13 protein-coding genes, 1 tRNA gene and 1 pseudogene are annotated in these 14897 nt (G+C 64.1%); 9 read left to right on the top strand and 6 right to left on the bottom strand.

Features of this window, described 5'->3' with window-relative positions; genetic code table 11:
• Positions 1-38 precede the first annotated feature (38 nt).
• Positions 39-317, top strand: a complete 279-nt coding sequence (locus Q4543_RS01350; RefSeq protein ID WP_303435901.1) for a hypothetical protein — start codon at positions 39-41, stop codon at positions 315-317.
• Here the strand turns inward: Q4543_RS01350 and Q4543_RS01345 are convergent.
• The 3 genes from Q4543_RS01345 to lepB are packed head-to-tail and all read right to left on the bottom strand — an operon-like array spanning position 290 to position 2683.
• Positions 290-1168, bottom strand: coding sequence for a DMT family transporter (locus Q4543_RS01345; RefSeq protein ID WP_303436130.1), 879 nt, complete (start codon positions 1166-1168; stop codon positions 290-292). The two genes, Q4543_RS01350 and Q4543_RS01345, sit on opposite strands and share 28 nt — an antisense overlap.
• 4 nt (positions 1169-1172) lie before the next feature.
• Positions 1173-1856, bottom strand: coding sequence for a ribonuclease III (gene rnc / locus Q4543_RS01340; protein WP_216002310.1), 684 nt, complete (start codon positions 1854-1856; stop codon positions 1173-1175).
• The gene (gene lepB, locus Q4543_RS01335; RefSeq protein ID WP_216002311.1) at positions 1853-2683 is read right to left on the bottom strand and encodes a signal peptidase I; all 831 of its coding nucleotides are present in this window, start codon (positions 2681-2683) and stop codon (positions 1853-1855) included. The genes rnc and lepB overlap by 4 nt, the downstream gene beginning before the upstream one ends.
• 212 nt (positions 2684-2895) lie before the next feature.
• On the opposite strand from lepB, the gene glpD reads away from it, so the two are divergent.
• From glpD to Q4543_RS01320, 3 genes are all read left to right on the top strand, one after another.
• The gene (gene glpD / locus Q4543_RS01330; protein ID WP_303435899.1) at positions 2896-4509 is read left to right on the top strand and encodes a glycerol-3-phosphate dehydrogenase; all 1614 of its coding nucleotides are present in this window, start codon (positions 2896-2898) and stop codon (positions 4507-4509) included.
• 15 nt (positions 4510-4524) lie between these two features.
• Positions 4525-6012 carry a glycerol kinase GlpK gene (glpK, locus tag Q4543_RS01325; RefSeq protein ID WP_303435898.1) on the top strand — a complete coding sequence of 496 codons (1488 nt, stop codon included), beginning with the start codon at positions 4525-4527 and terminating at the stop codon, positions 6010-6012.
• Between the two features lie 63 nt (positions 6013-6075).
• Entirely contained in the window at positions 6076-6816 is a 741-nt protein-coding gene (locus Q4543_RS01320; protein WP_303435897.1) for an aspartate/glutamate racemase family protein, read from the top strand.
• Here Q4543_RS01320 and Q4543_RS01315 read toward each other — a convergent pair.
• The gene (locus Q4543_RS01315) at positions 6813-7583 is read right to left on the bottom strand and encodes a sulfite exporter TauE/SafE family protein (protein WP_303435896.1); all 771 of its coding nucleotides are present in this window, start codon (positions 7581-7583) and stop codon (positions 6813-6815) included. The genes Q4543_RS01320 and Q4543_RS01315 overlap by 4 nt on opposite strands.
• 148 nt (positions 7584-7731) lie before the next feature.
• Here Q4543_RS01315 and Q4543_RS01310 point away from each other — a divergent pair, with 148 nt between their 5' ends.
• Entirely contained in the window at positions 7732-9420 is a 1689-nt protein-coding gene (locus Q4543_RS01310) for an acyl-CoA dehydrogenase family protein (protein WP_303435895.1), read from the top strand.
• Positions 9421-9492: 72 nt separating this feature from the next.
• Here the strand turns inward: Q4543_RS01310 and Q4543_RS01305 are convergent, their stop codons facing one another.
• On the bottom strand, positions 9493-10497 hold the full coding sequence (locus tag Q4543_RS01305) for a hypothetical protein (protein ID WP_303435894.1): 1005 nt from the start codon (positions 10495-10497) through the stop codon (positions 9493-9495).
• A gap of 9 nt (positions 10498-10506) precedes the next feature.
• Entirely contained in the window at positions 10507-10977 is a 471-nt protein-coding gene (gene greA, locus Q4543_RS01300; protein ID WP_216002318.1) for a transcription elongation factor GreA, read from the bottom strand.
• Between the two features lie 247 nt (positions 10978-11224).
• On the opposite strand from greA, the gene Q4543_RS01295 reads away from it, so the two are divergent.
• The 4 genes and pseudogenes from Q4543_RS01295 to Q4543_RS01280 form a co-directional block, all read left to right on the top strand.
• Complete coding sequence (locus tag Q4543_RS01295) at positions 11225-12871, top strand: electron transfer flavoprotein-ubiquinone oxidoreductase (RefSeq protein ID WP_303435892.1); 1647 nt, start codon at positions 11225-11227, stop codon at positions 12869-12871.
• A 91-nt stretch (positions 12872-12962) separates the two neighbouring features.
• Positions 12963-13052 (top strand) — tRNA-Ser (locus tag Q4543_RS01290).
• 349 nt (positions 13053-13401) lie between these two features.
• Positions 13402-13986 (top strand): annotated as a pseudogene (locus tag Q4543_RS01285) (hypothetical protein); the annotation flags it as partial.
• Between the two features lie 93 nt (positions 13987-14079).
• Positions 14080-14897 (top strand): IS256 family transposase (locus tag Q4543_RS01280; protein WP_303435891.1); only part of this gene is annotated, 818 nt, incomplete at its 3' end.

Below are 14897 nucleotides of genomic sequence, written 5' to 3'. Positions count from 1 at the left end.
TCAGCGGGCCGGGGGCAATTTGCGCAAGGAGCGCGGGTATGAAACCACTTTTAACAGCAGCAGTTCTTGTAGCCATGGCGGGCGCGGCCTTGGCGCAGGATCTTTTTGTGCCAACCATCCACGCGCGGCAGATGGATGGCAGCTACAAGTCCTACCCGATCAAGGGCGCCGAGGATGGCATGGATCGGGACGCCTGTGACCGTCAGGCCCGCAGCTGGATTCAAAAGAACCGCGCCGCGATTCAGGCGGCGGACAATTCGATGTCGGCGCCCGGCAGCGGCAACGCCATTCAGGTGATCTGCGAAGGCAAGGGCTGACGCGCCCGCAGCAGCGTGTAAATCCCGCTGGTTACGATCAACAGCCCGCCGGCGAGGGTCCATAGGTCGGGGCGCTCGCCAAAGAACACGTAGGCAAAGCCCAGAGCCACCAGAAGCCGCGAATAGCGGAAGGGGGCAACCACCGAGACCTCTCCGGCGCGCATCGCGCGGGTCAGCGCGAAATAGGCGGCGGCGCCGACGCTGCCGGTCAGCACAAGACGCAACAGCTCGCCCGCCTCGGGCATCCGCGGCGGGGCTGGATCGAACGGCAGCATGATCAGCCCGGCGACGATGATCACCGAACAGCCGATGACGCCAAGCTGGTTCGCCGATACCGCCGGAGGGCTGGCCCGGGTGAACAGATCGCGCATGGCAAAGCCGACCATGCCCGCAAGCGCCAGCAGCGCATCGATTCGGAATGCATCGGGGGTGGGGCGCAGGATCAGGATGACCCCGGCAAAGCCGATCGCCATGGCGATCCAGCGCGCCGGGCCGACCCGCTCGCCCAGCAGCAGCGCCGCCCCCGCCGTGACCACCAGCGGCGCGGCCTGAAGAATGGCCGAGGTCACCGACAGCGGCGTCCAGGCCAGCGCCAGCGCAAAGAACAGGCGGCCCATGATCTCGAAGAAGGTGCGGATCAGCAGTGTCGGGCGCAAGATCGCCGGATGCAGCACCGGCTCGCGCGCATTCAGGGTCAGCGCAATGTAGATCGCCGTCGCGGTGACGCCAAAGATCAGCGTCGCCTCGCCCGGCGGCAGGCCGGGGGTCACGGATTTGAACAGCGCGTCCTCGACCGCGAACAGAAACATCGAGACACACATGAACAGTGCGCCCAGAGCATTGCCTGACAGCCGGTCAATCACCGTTTACCACGGCCAGCAGCGCCGCAGCGGCCTGTTGCTCGGCCTTGCGCTTGGCGCCGGCGGTGGCCTGCGCGCTCTCGCCGGTGGCCAGTCGGGATTCGATGGTAAACACCGGTGCGTGATCGGGGCCCGAGCGGGACACCTCGACATATTGAGGCGGCGGCATGCCGCGGGCCTGCGCCCATTCCTGAAGCGAGGTCTTGGGATCGCGCGCGTCATCCTCGACCCGGTCGATCCGGTCGGCCCAGAGCCGCAGAATCAGCGCCTTGGCACTGTCGAAGCCCGAATCGAGATAGACGGCGGCGATCACCGCCTCCATCGCATCGCCCAGCAGCGCCATCTTGCGCCGCCCGCCCGACATCATCTCGGAGCGGCCCAGTTTCAGCGCCGCGCCCAGATCGACGTCGCGCGCGACCTCGGCGCAGGCTTCCTTGCGCACCAGCGCGTTGAAACGCGGGGCAAGCTGGCCCTCGGAGGCGCGGCGATCCGAGCCCAGCAGCGCCTCGGCCATCACCAGCCCCAGCACCCGGTCGCCAAGAAATTCCAGGCGCTGGTTGTCCTCGCGCCCGGGCGAGGACATCGACGAATGGGTCAGCGCGCGGCGCAGCCGCTCGGGATCTTTGAAGCGGTGGCCAAGACGCTCTTCGAGCGCGGCAATTTCAGCGGATCGTTTCATTGCAGCTTGTGGAAGAACCTGTCAGCCCGCCAGGTCCAGAAGTACAGCATCGAGCGGCCCGAAGACGAGAACATCACGCGCGATGCCTTGCCGATCAGGTTCGCGGCGGGCACGAAACCGACGCCGCCCGCAGCATTGGGCACGCGGCTGTCGGAAGAATTGTCGCGGTTGTCGCCCATCATGAAATACTTGCCAGCGGGCACGGTGTAGACACCGGTATTGTCCGACCCCTGCATCGCGATGTTCAGAATGTCGTGCGAAACGCCGTTCGGCAGGGTTTCGGTCAGGCGTTCCTTTTCGCACAGCCCGCCGGTGCCGACCGGCCCGTTTGCGCAGCGCGGGCGCAGCTGCTGCGGGCCCTGCGGTGCGGCGGTTTCGGTGAACAGGCCGTTCGGCTCGACCTTGACCGGCTCGTCATTGATATAGAGCAGCCCTTCCTTGACCTGAATCCGGTCTCCCGGCAGGCCGATCAGGCGCTTGATGAAATCCGAGCCGTGCACCGGGTGGCGGAACACCACGATATCGCCGCGCTCCGGCTCTGATCCAAGGAACCGCCCGTCTTCGCCCATCCAGCCGCACAGGTCTTTTGCGTCGATGTCGATGCCGATCTGCGGCAGGCGGATCGACGGGCAGGAGGCGTAGGAATAGCCGTAGGTCATCTTGTTGACGAACAGGAAATCTCCGATCAGCAGCGTGTCCTTCATTGACCCGGACGGAATCCAGAAGGGCTGAAAGAACAGCGTCCGGAAGATGCCCGCGATGAGCAGCGCATAGACGACCGTCTTGATGGTCTCGACGATGCCGCCCTGTTCTTTCTCTTTCGCCATGAAGCTCAGCCCCTGATTTCACGCAGTCTGATGCGCAAAATGCGCCTCGGCTTCATGGGCGGCAGGCCCCGGAGTGTCAAGACACAGGCCCGCGTGGCATGCCGTCGCGACGGCAGGGCTCGATTGTCGCGCGCTGCGGGCTAGATCGCGGCGCGAACCTGCGAAATCCTGCGTGCGGCAGTTGTGACCTGCGCCCGCGCTTGGCATCAAGGATGTGCAACAATCGAAAGGAGGCGCGCGTGAGTGTCCAGACCACGGATCCGAGCGATCTTTTCATCATCGGTGGCGGCATCAATGGCTGCGGCATTGCCCGCGACGCGGTCGGGCGCGGCTATAGCGTGACATTGGCCGAGATGAACGATCTGGCCTCGGCGACCTCGTCGGCGTCGACAAAGCTGTTCCACGGCGGGCTGCGCTATCTGGAATATTTCGAATTCCGGCTCGTGCACGAAGCGCTGGCCGAACGCGAGGTGCTGATCCGCGCCATGCCCCACATCGCCTGGCCGATGCGGTTCGTGCTGCCCTATCACCCCTCGATGCGCTTTGAAAACGACACGCCGACCTCAAAGCTGCTGACCACGGTGATGCCGTGGATGAAGGGGCGGCGCCCGGCGTGGCTGATCCGGCTTGGGTTGTTCATGTACGACCATCTCGATCTGGGAAAGCGCAAGATCCTGCCCGGAACGGCGCGGCTGGATCTGCGCAGCGCCCCCGAGGGGGCGCTGCTACAGGACCGGTTCGAGACGGCCTATGAATATTCCGATGGCTGGGTACAGGATTCGCGGCTCGTGGTGCTCAACGCCCGCGACGCCGAAGCGCGGGGCGCGCAGATCCTGACCCGCAGCAAGGTGCTCTCTGCCGCCCGCGAAGACGGGCAATGGCGGATCGACCTGCAGGACACAGAAACCGGCGCGACGCAGACCCGCTATGCCAAGATGTTGATCAACGCGGGCGGGCCGTGGGTTGGCGACATCATTCACGAAAAGGTGCATCTGAACGTGCGCGAAGGCGTGCGGCTGGTGCGCGGCTCGCATATCGTCACGCGTAAGCTTTACGATCACGACAAGTGCTATTTCTTTCAGGGCACCGATGGGCGGATCATCTTTGCCATCCCTTATGAACAGGATTTCACCCTGATCGGCACCACCGACGCCGAGCACACGGATGCCAACGAGGCACCGGTCTGCACCCCCGAAGAGCAATCCTACCTGATCAATTTCGCCAATCATTACTTCAAGCAGCAGCTGAGCGATGCGGATGTGGTCTGGACCTATTCCGGCGTGCGCCCGCTATATGACGACGGCGCCAGCAGCGCCACGGCGGCGACTCGGGATTACACGCTCAAGGTCGAGGCGAGCGGCGGCGCGCCGATGCTCAACGTGTTTGGCGGCAAGATCACCACCTATCGCCGCCTTGCCGAAAGCGCGCTCGATAAGATCGACGCCGCGCTCGGGCGCAGCACCGAAAAATGGACCGCCGAGGCGTCGATGCCCGGCGGCGATTTCCCGGTCGACGGGGTGGCCGCGCTGATCGCATCGCTGCGTGAGGCACATCCGTTCCTTGATCAGCGCTGGGCGAGGCGGCTGGTGCGAACCTATGGCACCGACGCGCGGGCGATCCTTGGGGTCTCGACCGAGGCCGAGGCGCTTGGAGAGGATTTCGGCGCGACCCTGACCGCCGCCGAGGTAGACTGGCTGATGGATCGCGAATACGCCCGCACGCCGCAGGACGTGCTGTGGCGGCGCACCAAGCTTGGCCTGTCGATGCCCGAGGAGGGGCTGGCACGGCTTGGGGACTATATGGATGCCCGTCGCGCACGGGTCTGAAGGGGGGAGACCGCAATGAGCTATATACTCGCCATCGATCAAGGCACCACGTCGAGCCGGGCGATCCTGTTCGACGAGACTCTGAAGATCGCCGCCGTCAGTCAGGAAGAATTCACCCAGCATTACCCCGATTCAGGCTGGGTCGAACATGATTGTATGGATCTGTGGACCAGCACGGCGGCCACCTGCCGGGGGGTGATGGAAAAGCACGGCGTCAGGGCGCGCGACATTGCCGGCATCGGCATCACCAACCAGCGCGAAACCACACTGGTCTGGGATCGCAAGACCGGCAAGCCGATCCACAATGCCATCGTCTGGCAAGACCGGCGGACCTCTGATTTCTGCAAGAAGCTCAAGGCGCAGGGCCATGAGGAAACGGTGACCCGCAAGACCGGGCTGCTGCTCGACCCGTATTTCTCGGCCACCAAGGTTGCTTGGCTGCTCGACAATGTCGAGGGCGCGCGGGCGCGGGCCGAAGCGGGCGAGCTGGCCTTTGGCACCGTCGATTCGTGGCTGGTGTGGAACCTCACCGAAGGCCATGTGCATGTGACCGATGCCACCAACGCCGCGCGCACCATGCTGTACGACATCCGCCACGGGCGCTGGTCCTCGACCATGTGTGAGATGCTGGGCATCCCGATGTCGATGCTGCCCGAGGTCAAGGATTGCGCCGCCGATTTCGGCATGGCGCGGGCGGATCTGTTCGGGGCCGAGATCCCGATTCTGGGCATCGCTGGCGATCAGCAGGCGGCGACCATCGGGCAGGCGTGTTTCCGGCCCGGAATGCTCAAATCCACCTATGGGACGGGGTGTTTCGCGCTGCTCAATACCGGGGACGAGATGGTGACATCGAAGAACCGGCTGCTGACCACCATCGCCTATCAGCTCGATGGCAAGCGGACCTATGCTTTGGAAGGGTCGATATTCATTGCCGGGGCGGTGGTGCAATGGCTGCGCGACGGGCTGAAGATCATCCGCAGCGCGTCTGAATCCCAGCCGCTGGCGCAAAGCGCCGATCCGTCGCAATCTCTGGTCATGGTGCCGGCTTTCACCGGGCTTGGCGCGCCCTATTGGAACGCCGAATGCCGGGGGGCGGTGTTTGGCCTGACCCGCAACAGCGGCCCGGCCGAAATGGCCCGCGCGGCGCTGGAATCGGTCGGCTACCAGACCCGAGATCTGCTGGATGCGATGCACGCCGATTGGTCATCCGATGCCGACGATCCCACGCTGCGGGTCGATGGCGGCATGAGCGCCAGTGATTTCGCCATGCAATTCCTTGCCGATATCACCGGGGCGGCTGTCGACCGGCCCAAGGTGCTGGAGACCACCGCCATGGGCGCGGCGTGGCTGGCGGGCCAACGGGCGGGTCTTTACCCCGACATGGACGGCTTCGCCAAGACATGGGAGCTGGAGCGCCAGTTCGACCCCGCGATGGACGACGCCACCCGCGAGGACAAATACGCGGCATGGAAGCGCGCGGTGAAGGCGGCGCAGGCGTTCTGACGCTCTTGACAAGGCCGCGAGGCGGGCGCGTTCTGCCGGGACGAACCAGAAAGGCCCGGCACCATGCAGACAACCCACGGCGGCAAGACCGTCTTTGGCGCGACCCTTGGCATTCTGATGCTGGAAACGCGCTTTCCGCGCATTCCCGGCGATATGGGCAACGCGCTGACATGGCCTTTTCCGGTGCAATACCGGGTAGTGCGCGGCGCCTCGCCCGACAGGGTGGTGCGGCAGGATGCGCGGGTGCTGGTGGATCTGTTCATTGAACAGGCGCAGGATCTGGTGGCGCATGGCTGTGACGGCATCACCACCAATTGCGGCTTTCTGGCCATCGTGCAGGATCAGATCGCCCGCGCCGTGCCGGTGCCGGTCGCGACCTCGTCGCTGATGCAGGTGCCAATGGTGCAGGCGATGCTGCCGCCGGGCAAGCGGGCGGGCATCCTGACGATCTCAAAATCCACGCTGACCGACCGGCATCTGGCGGCGGCGAACGTGCCGCTCGATACGCCCGTCTGGGGCACCGAGGGCGGGCGAGAGTTCACCCGGGCGATCCTTGGGGATGAGCTGGAGATCGACTTTGCCGCCTGCCGCGCCGACATGATCGACGCAGCCCGGGATTTTCACGCGGCGCACCCAGAGCTGGGCGCGATCGTGCTGGAATGCACCAATATGGTGCCTTACGCGGCGGATGTGCGCCGGGTCACCGGGCTGCCGGTGTTCTCGATCTACAGCTTCGTGCAATGGTTCCAGCAATCGCTGATGCCACGGCGGTTCTCCGATACGCTGGACGATCCGCGCTATTAACCCATCAACGCCCGGCGCAGCAGGTTCAACCCCGCTAGCAGCAGCACCCAAAGCGTCATCTTGCGAAACAGCGCCTGATCGATGCGGTCATGCACCTTCATGCCCAGCCACATGCCGGTCAGCCCCGGAATCAGCAGCAGCGCAGAGAATTGGGCGGTCTGTGCGTTCAGCACTCCCGAGGTGACATGCGCGCCGGTCAGCGCCACCGCGCCCAGCCCGTAGATGACCCCCTGAACCCGCACCTGTTCGCGCTTTTCCGTGTCGATCGCCGTCAGATAGGCCACCACGGGCGGCCCCCAGACACCGGACATGCCACCGAGGAACCCGGCGATTGCGCCAACCGCCGCCTCGATGGGGCGGCTCGGGCCATTGGGCAGATGCGCCTTCCAGCCGGCGAGTTGCATCACGCAGAACAACACCACCGGCGCACCGATCATTCCCAGCAGCACATTCGCCGGCAGCACCGCCACCAGCTGCGAGGACAGCAGCAGGAACACCAGCCCCACCCCAAGGAACAGCCCGAAGCGCTGCATCGACGCCATCGCTGCGCGCCAGCCCTGCTGCAACGCCTGTACCGCGTTGGTGGCCAGAGCCGACAGGATCAGCCCGGCCAGTGCCAGCTCTGGCGGCAAAAAGCTCGACAGACCGGAGATGAGGATCATCGGCATGGCGAAGCCGACCATGCCCTTCACGAGACCCGCCAGTGCTGCAATGGCGAAAGAAAGCGCAAGCAGGGAGGGCGAAATCAGAGTAAGTATACTGTCCATGGCCCGCTGTTAACATGGGCAGAATCCGCGCGCCTCCGAAATCGACCGCGAAATAATAGAACCCATGACTATACTCACTTGAATTTTTATTGCGCTGCAACTGCAAAGTAGCTATCCCCGGTGCGACCCTAGAGGAAGGACATGAATCATGGCACATGACGGAGCCGACCTGGCAATGGGCCAGGGCATCCTGCTGGACGATCTGCTGAGCCTCACCGATGCGGCCATCGCCCCCGCCGAGGCGGTTCTGGAGGCGGCGCGCGCCTCGGTACGGGCCATGACCGAAGACGGCGGGCGCGTGTCGAGCCGCCTTGTCGAAGCGAACCAGTTCGCGGCCCATGGCCTTGCGTGGCTGGCCACCTATGTCGAATCCCTGCGCCAGATGCAGTACTGGGCCAACAAGCTGACCTCCGAGGCCAGCTTTGGCGAGATCGAACAGATCATCCAGCAGATCGCCTTTGGCGAATACCTCAGCCAGATCGCCGGTGGCATTCAGATGAATCAGGGCGAGATGGTGCGCCTTGGCGATCTGGGCCTTGCGCCGGACGTGCTGGCCGGGTTCCGCACCCCTGCGGTCGAGCTGCTGATGGCGCGCGGCAACACGCAGGGCGCGCGCAGTCGGCTGGTCGAGCTGATGCAGGAACGCTCGGCCGAGATTACCGTGGGCAAGGCCGGGCTCGACGACGAGCTGGAAATGATCCGCGAGCAGTTCCGCCGCTATGCCGTCGACAAGGTGGAACCCTTTGCCCATGACTGGCACCTCAAGGACGAGCTGATTCCGATGGAGATCATCGAGGAGTTGGCCGAGATGGGCGTTTTTGGCCTGACCATCCCCGAGGAATACGGCGGCTTCGGCCTGTCCAAGGCGTCGATGTGCGTGGTGTCCGAGGAATTGTCGCGCGGCTATATCGGTGTCGGCTCGCTGGGCACCCGGTCGGAAATCGCCGCCGAACTGATCATTGCGGGCGGCACCGAAGAGCAGAAGCAGAAATGGCTTCCGGCGCTGGCCTCGGGCGAGACCCTGCCCACGGCGGTGTTCACCGAACCCAACACCGGCTCGGATCTTGGCGCGCTGCGCACCCGCGCGGTGAAGGACGACAATGGCGACTGGATCATCACCGGCAACAAGACATGGATCACCCACGCCGCGCGCACGCATATCATGACGCTGCTGGCCCGCACCGATCCGTCGAGCGACAATTACAAGGGCCTGTCGATGTTCCTTGCGGAAAAGACGCCGGGCGACGATGCCAACCCGTTCCCCACCGAGGGCATGACAGGCGGCGAGATCGAGGTGCTCGGCTATCGCGGCATGAAGGAATACGAGCTCGGCTTTGACGGCTTCAAGGTCAAGGGCGAGAACCTTCTGGGCGGCGAAGAGGGCAAGGGCTTCAAGCAGCTGATGGAGACCTTCGAATCCGCCCGTATCCAGACCGCCGCCCGCGCCATCGGTGTGGCGCAATCGGCGCTGGATGTCGGCATGCAATACGCCGAAGATCGCAAGCAGTTCGGCAAATCGCTTATCGAGTTTCCGCGCGTGTCGGGCAAGCTGGCGATGATGGCGGTCGAGATCATGATCGCGCGCCAGCTGACCTATTTCTCGGCCCGCGAGAAAGACGAGGGCATCCGCTGCGATCTCGAGGCGGGGATGGCCAAGCTGCTGGGTGCGCGCGTGGCATGGGCCAATGCCGACAACGCGTTGCAGATCCATGGTGGCAACGGCTTTGCGCTGGAATACAAGGTCAGCCGCATCCTGTGCGATGCCCGCATCCTGAACATCTTTGAAGGGGCCGCCGAAATTCAGGCGCAGGTGATCGCCCGCCGTCTGCTGGGCTGATCGTCCAAACGCCAAAGCCCCGCGTCCCTGTCCGGGGCACGGGGCTTTTGATGCGTTCAGCTGATGTGAGTGTCAGTCAAAGGTGCCCGCGACCCGGCCCAGCAGCATGAAGGCCCGCGACGAGCGGGTGTTGGCCAGTTCGGACAGTTCGGCGTCGCTTGCCTCGGGGGCAAAGCGCGCCACCGCGCGGTCGAACAGCCGCAGGAAATGATGCGCCGCATCGCGAAAGATCGGGTCCTGCTTCATGCGCCCGGCGGTCAGCGCCAGCGAGGCGCGATCGCGCACGCCGCCAAGCGCCGCGATCTCGCGCCCGCGCGTACCGGCGGCAAAGGCGCGCCAGATCTCGGTGCGGGCCAGATCGGGGCGCAGATCGTCCATGTAGATGCCATCCTGCGACAGCAGCGTCAGCACGTCCTGCGCGGCCTGAATGAGCTGCGCAGCGGGGCGGTCCTTGAGCGCCCGGCGCAGCGCGGCAAACCCTTCTGCATCCTCGGCGGTTTCGGGGAAATTCAACGCGCGGATGAGATCGCTGTTGGGCAGCGGCGGTTGCAGCGCATCGGCAGGTGTGCCCAGCGACAGCGTCGCCTGATCCTCGGGCTGCGGTTGCCCCGGGGCGGGGGCAGCGGGCGCGGCGCTGTCGACCGCGCGCTGCGAGGTGATCATCGCCAGCGTGGCTTCGGTCTTGCGCTGCGAGGCGACCAGCTCGTCAAGCTTGCGGGCGATGTTTCCGCCCTGCGGTTCGGTGCGCCCGGTCTGCGCCTGCGTCAGGTAGGCGGCGCGGATGGCGTCGATGGCCGCGTGCAGCCGGGCGCTTTCATCGCGCATCACCCGCGCCGCGCGCATGGTGCTGGCCGCGACCCAGATCATCGCCACCGGCAGGAACACCACCATCACCGTCAGCACAAAGCGCAGCCCGTCGACCCCTTCGCCGCCGTACAGCAAGAAGAACGCCCCCGACAGCAGCAGCCACAAGACGCTGAGCAGCAGCGCCGTGATGTCTACTGCGGCAGGGCCGCGTTTCTCCGCCGGATCATAGATCCCGATCGGGGTCTTGCGAAGATCGTTGCTGTCGGCCATGGCCAGACCCTACTTGTAAGAGATGCTGAGGATCTCGTAGCTTTTCTCGCCGCCCGGGGTGCGGACCTCGACGCTGTCACCTTCTTCCTTGCCGATCAGGGCGCGGGCAATCGGCGATTTGATGTTGAGAAGACCCTTTTCGATGCTGGCTTCGTGTTCGCCGACAATCTGCCAGGTCTTTTCCTCGTCGGTGTCTTCATCGACCAGCGACACGGTGGCGCCGAACTTGATCGGGCCGGACATCTTGGCCGGGTCCACCACCTCGGAGAGGCTGATGATCGCCTCGATCTCCTTGATGCGGCCCTCGATGAAGCCCTGCTTTTCACGGGCGGAATGGTATTCGGCGTTCTCCTTGAGGTCGCCAAGCTCGCGCGCCTCGGCGATCGCCCGGATCACGGACGGGCGCTCCACGGACTTGAGCTTCTTCAATTCGATTTCAAGCGCGGTGAAACCCGCGCGGGTGATCAGTATCTTTTCCAAGGAGGCGGCTCCTGAACGTACGGTTCGTGCATTTCAGTCTAGCATACGCACATAGCGTGCGCAGGTACATCTGTTCAAGTGGCTTGGCAGCTTGTCGCCCTTGTCGCAGCAATCCTAGCGGTGCAGGAGCTTTGCGCAACGACGCTGCGGATGCATTGACCAATGCCGCATCGCCGCGTTAGGTCTTTTTTGAAATAATATTGCGCGCGCCTTCGGGTCGCAGCAGAAGACCCCCGGAGGAAGCCAGATGAGCGTGATCGAGCGAGAAAGCATGGAATACGATGTCGTGATCGTCGGCGCAGGGCCTGCAGGCCTGTCGGCGGCGATCCGGCTCAAGCAGCTGGATGCGGATCTGTCCGTGGTCGTGCTGGAAAAGGGGTCCGAAGTTGGCGCCCATATCCTGTCGGGCGCGGTGCTGGACCCCTGCGGGCTGAACAAGCTGATTCCCGACTGGAAAGCCAAGGGCGCGCCGATCACCGTGCCGGTGACGCAGGACAAGTTCTACCTGCTGGGTGAAGCGGGCAAAATGAGCATTCCGCACTGGCCGATGCCCAAATTCATGTCGAACCATGGCAATTACATCGTGTCCATGGGCAACGTCTGCCGCTGGATGGCCGAGCAGGCCGAGGAACTGGGCGTCGAGGTGTTCCCCGGCATGTCCTGCTCCGAGCTGGTCTATGGCGAGAACGGCGAGGTCAGGGGCGTCGTTGCCGGGGTGTTCGGTCTTGAGCCCGACGGCAGCTATGGGCCCAACACCGAGCCGGGGATGGAACTGCTGGGCAAGTATGTCTTCCTCTCCGAAGGCGTGCGCGGCTCTCTGTCCAAAGAGGTCATCGCCAAATACGATCTCTCGGATGGCAAATGCCCGCAGAAATTCGGTCTCGGGATGAAGGAGATCTGGGAGATCGACCCCGAAAAGCATCAGGAAGGCCGGGTCGAGCACACCATGGGCTGGCCGCTCGGATCGAACGCCGGGGGCGGCGGGTTCGTCTATCACCTCGACAACAATCAGGTTTACGTCGGCTTCGTGGTGCACCTGAACTACAAGAACCCGCATCTGTTCCCCTACATGGAATTCCAGCGCTGGAAGCATCACCCGCAGATCGCCAACCTGCTCGAGGGCGGCAAGCGCGTTGCTTATGGCGCCCGCGCGATTTCCGAAGGCGGCTATCAGTCGATGCCCAAGATGGTGGCGCCCGGCGTGGCGTTGCTGGGCTGCTCGGTCGGCATGGTCAACGTGCCGCGCATCAAGGGCAACCATAACGCTATGCTGTCGGGCATCGCCGCGGCCGAGGCCGCCTTTGCCGCGCTCTCCGAAGGCCGCTCAAGCGATGAGTTGACTGCCTACGAAACCGAGGTGCGCGACGGCGACATCGGCAAGGACCTGTGGAAGGTGCGCAACGTCAAGCCGATCTGGTCACATTACGGCCTGATGGGCTCGCTGAGCCTTGGTGGCATGGACATGTGGACCAACGTGCTGGGCTTCTCGCTGTTCGGCACGATGAAGCACGGCAAGAACGACGCGCAGATGACCGAGCCGGCATCGCATCACAAGCCGATCGATTATCCCAAGCCCGATGGCAAGCTGTCCTTCGACCGGCTGACCAACGTGTCATTTGCCTTTACCAACCACGAGGAAAGCCAGCCCTGTCATCTGCGCCTCAAGGACGAGGGGGTGCCGGTCGCGGTCGATTACGCCAGCTACGCCGGCCCGTCGCAACGCTATTGCCCGGCGGGGGTGTATGAATTCGTCGAGGACGACAGCGGCCCGCGCTTCGTGATCAACTTCCAGAACTGCGTGCACTGCAAGACCTGCGACATCAAGGACCCGGCCCAGAACATCACCTGGACCACCCCGCAGGGCGGTGACGGCCCGAACTATCCGAACATGTAAGCCGCCCCGGCCCCGAAGCAGTGCTCCGGGGCCGATTTTATAGGATTTTGGCCCTTGCACCCGGGATATGTGTTCCGCTAAACGGGTCGACGGAGAGGTGGCCGAGTGGTCGAAGGCGCACGCCTGGAAAGTGTGTAGGCGGGGAACCGTCTCGAGGGTTCGAATCCCTTCCTCTCCGCCACTTGCACATTGCAAACCCGAAAACAGGTCCCTCGCGGGGCCTTTTTCTTTATGCGCCAAAGGGGTTTGCAGGGACCATCCGCCCTTCGGAGACTAGCCTGCAGCGTGAGATCAGTCTCCTAACGCCCAGCGTCTCTTTCCACCCGCCCCTCGCTCTCGGCGAGACGGATTCACAATCTCCATACATTTCAATGAACTGACCGGATCGCGTTGCGCCCCTGTTTCGCTGGTTCCGGCTTGTTTCGATGAAGTCAGAGGCGCGACACGGGCGGCGTAGTGGTTGGTATGTCTTGGGAGTTTTGCGCGAAGTCTCTGATGACAAACGCAGTTTCCGCCCCTAGCCTGGCGCAATGTCGAACGGGCCCTGGACAGATCAAGAGAACGACCTGATCGTCGCGGATTACTTCGCGATGCTGGCCGACGATCTATCGGGAGCCACGCCGAACAAGGCGGCATCCTATCGAACACTCGCGGAGCGGATCGATCGCTCAAAGAAAGCGATCGAGTACAAGCATCAGAACATCAGCGCCGTTCTCAAGGGGTTAGGTGAGCCTTGGCTGACTGGTCTTGCTCCTGCCTTCAATTATCAGAGTTCGCTTGAGGATGCTGTTCAGCGTTGGATGCAGTCGCATCCGGACTGGGCGTCCGTGGTCTTGGGCAACCGCCCGACGACCGGCCTCGCGGAGGCGCGGCCGATCTGGATCGGGCCGCCGCCCACGCTGTCGAACCAGCCTCCTCCGCAGGAGCTGGAGCAGATGCTGCACATCGCCCGCAAATTCGATGTCGCGGCACGAGACGAGCGAAACCGCGCCCTCGGCCGTGCCGGTGAAGAGCGCGTCTTGGCGCATGAGCGTGCAGCCCTGAAATCAGCGGGCCGCGACGATCTTGCGCGCAAGGTCAGGTGGGTTTCGGAGGAGGATGGCGATGGCGCCGGTGACGTCCCCAGACGTGGTGTAGCTTACGGTGGCCATCGGGTTTCCCGGTAGGGTCGGGTTGCGAGAACCAACCTGAACCAAGGACGACACCCGATGACCAAACCCATGATGGACCTACGCGCGCTGGTCGAGAAGAGCGCAGATGCGGACCTGTTGCGCGAGATGATCGGCTTCGCGGCCGAGAGGCTCATGGAACTGGAGGTCGGCGCCAAGACTGGTGCTGATTACGGCGAGAAGAGCAACGATCGGCTGGCGCAACGCAATGGCTATCGGGATCGGGACTGGCAGACCCGGGCAGGCAGCGTCGAGTTGCGTATCCCGCGCCTGCGCACCGGGTCGTACTTTCCGTCTTTCCTCGAGCCGCGGCGGTCGGTCGAGAAGGCGCTGACAGCGGTGATCCAGGAAGCCTACGTCCATGGCGTATCGACCCGTGCCATGGATGATCTTGTCCAGGCGATGGGCGGGACCGGAATCTCGAAGAGCCAGGTCAGCCGCTTGTGCGAGGAAATCGACGACCGGGTCGATGCCTTCCTGACGCGGCCCATCGAGGGGGAATGGCCCTACCTGTGGATTGACGCGACCTACCTGAAGGTGCGCCAGGGCGGGCGCATCGTCAGCGTCGCGGTCACCCTCGCGGTGGGCGTCAACATGGATGGCCGACGTGAGGTGCTGGGCATGGCGATCGGTGCCTCCGAGGCTGAGCCCTTCTGGACTGAGTTCCTGCGCGACCTCGTCCGGCGTGGTCTGTCAGGCGTGAAGCTGGTCATTTCTGACGCCCATGAGGGCATCAAGGCGGCCACCGCCCGTGTCCTGTCGACCACCTGGCAGCGCTGCCGCGTTCACTTCCAGCGAAATGCCCTGGCCCATGCCGGCAAGAGCAGCCGTCGTGTTGTCTCGGCTTTCATCGCCAC

It is taken from the genome of Salipiger sp. 1_MG-2023 (assembly GCF_030547555.1).
In the GTDB taxonomy this organism is placed as follows: Bacteria; Pseudomonadota; Alphaproteobacteria; order Rhodobacterales; family Rhodobacteraceae; genus Salipiger.
Note: the sequence above shows the minus strand (reverse complement) of the source record. Positions and strands in the feature narration are given on the sequence as shown.

Excerpts from the sequence above, each read along its gene's own strand:
- Q4543_RS01350 (WP_303435901.1), top strand. The coding sequence starts at position 39 with ATGAAACCACTTTTAACAGCAGCAGTTCTTGTAGCCATGGCGGGCGCG.
- rnc (WP_216002310.1), bottom strand. The coding sequence starts at position 1,856 with ATGAAACGATCCGCTGAAATTGCCGCGCTCGAAGAGCGTCTTGGCCAC.
- lepB (WP_216002311.1), bottom strand. The coding sequence starts at position 2,683 with ATGGCGAAAGAGAAAGAACAGGGCGGCATCGTCGAGACCATCAAGACG.
- glpD (WP_303435899.1), top strand. The coding sequence starts at position 2,896 with ATGTGCAACAATCGAAAGGAGGCGCGCGTGAGTGTCCAGACCACGGAT.
- glpK (WP_303435898.1), top strand. The coding sequence starts at position 4,525 with ATGAGCTATATACTCGCCATCGATCAAGGCACCACGTCGAGCCGGGCG.
- Q4543_RS01320 (WP_303435897.1), top strand. The coding sequence starts at position 6,076 with ATGCAGACAACCCACGGCGGCAAGACCGTCTTTGGCGCGACCCTTGGC.
- Q4543_RS01315 (WP_303435896.1), bottom strand. The coding sequence starts at position 7,583 with ATGGACAGTATACTTACTCTGATTTCGCCCTCCCTGCTTGCGCTTTCT.
- Q4543_RS01310 (WP_303435895.1), top strand. The coding sequence starts at position 7,732 with ATGGCACATGACGGAGCCGACCTGGCAATGGGCCAGGGCATCCTGCTG.
- Q4543_RS01305 (WP_303435894.1), bottom strand. The coding sequence starts at position 10,497 with ATGGCCGACAGCAACGATCTTCGCAAGACCCCGATCGGGATCTATGAT.
- Q4543_RS01295 (WP_303435892.1), top strand. The coding sequence starts at position 11,225 with ATGAGCGTGATCGAGCGAGAAAGCATGGAATACGATGTCGTGATCGTC.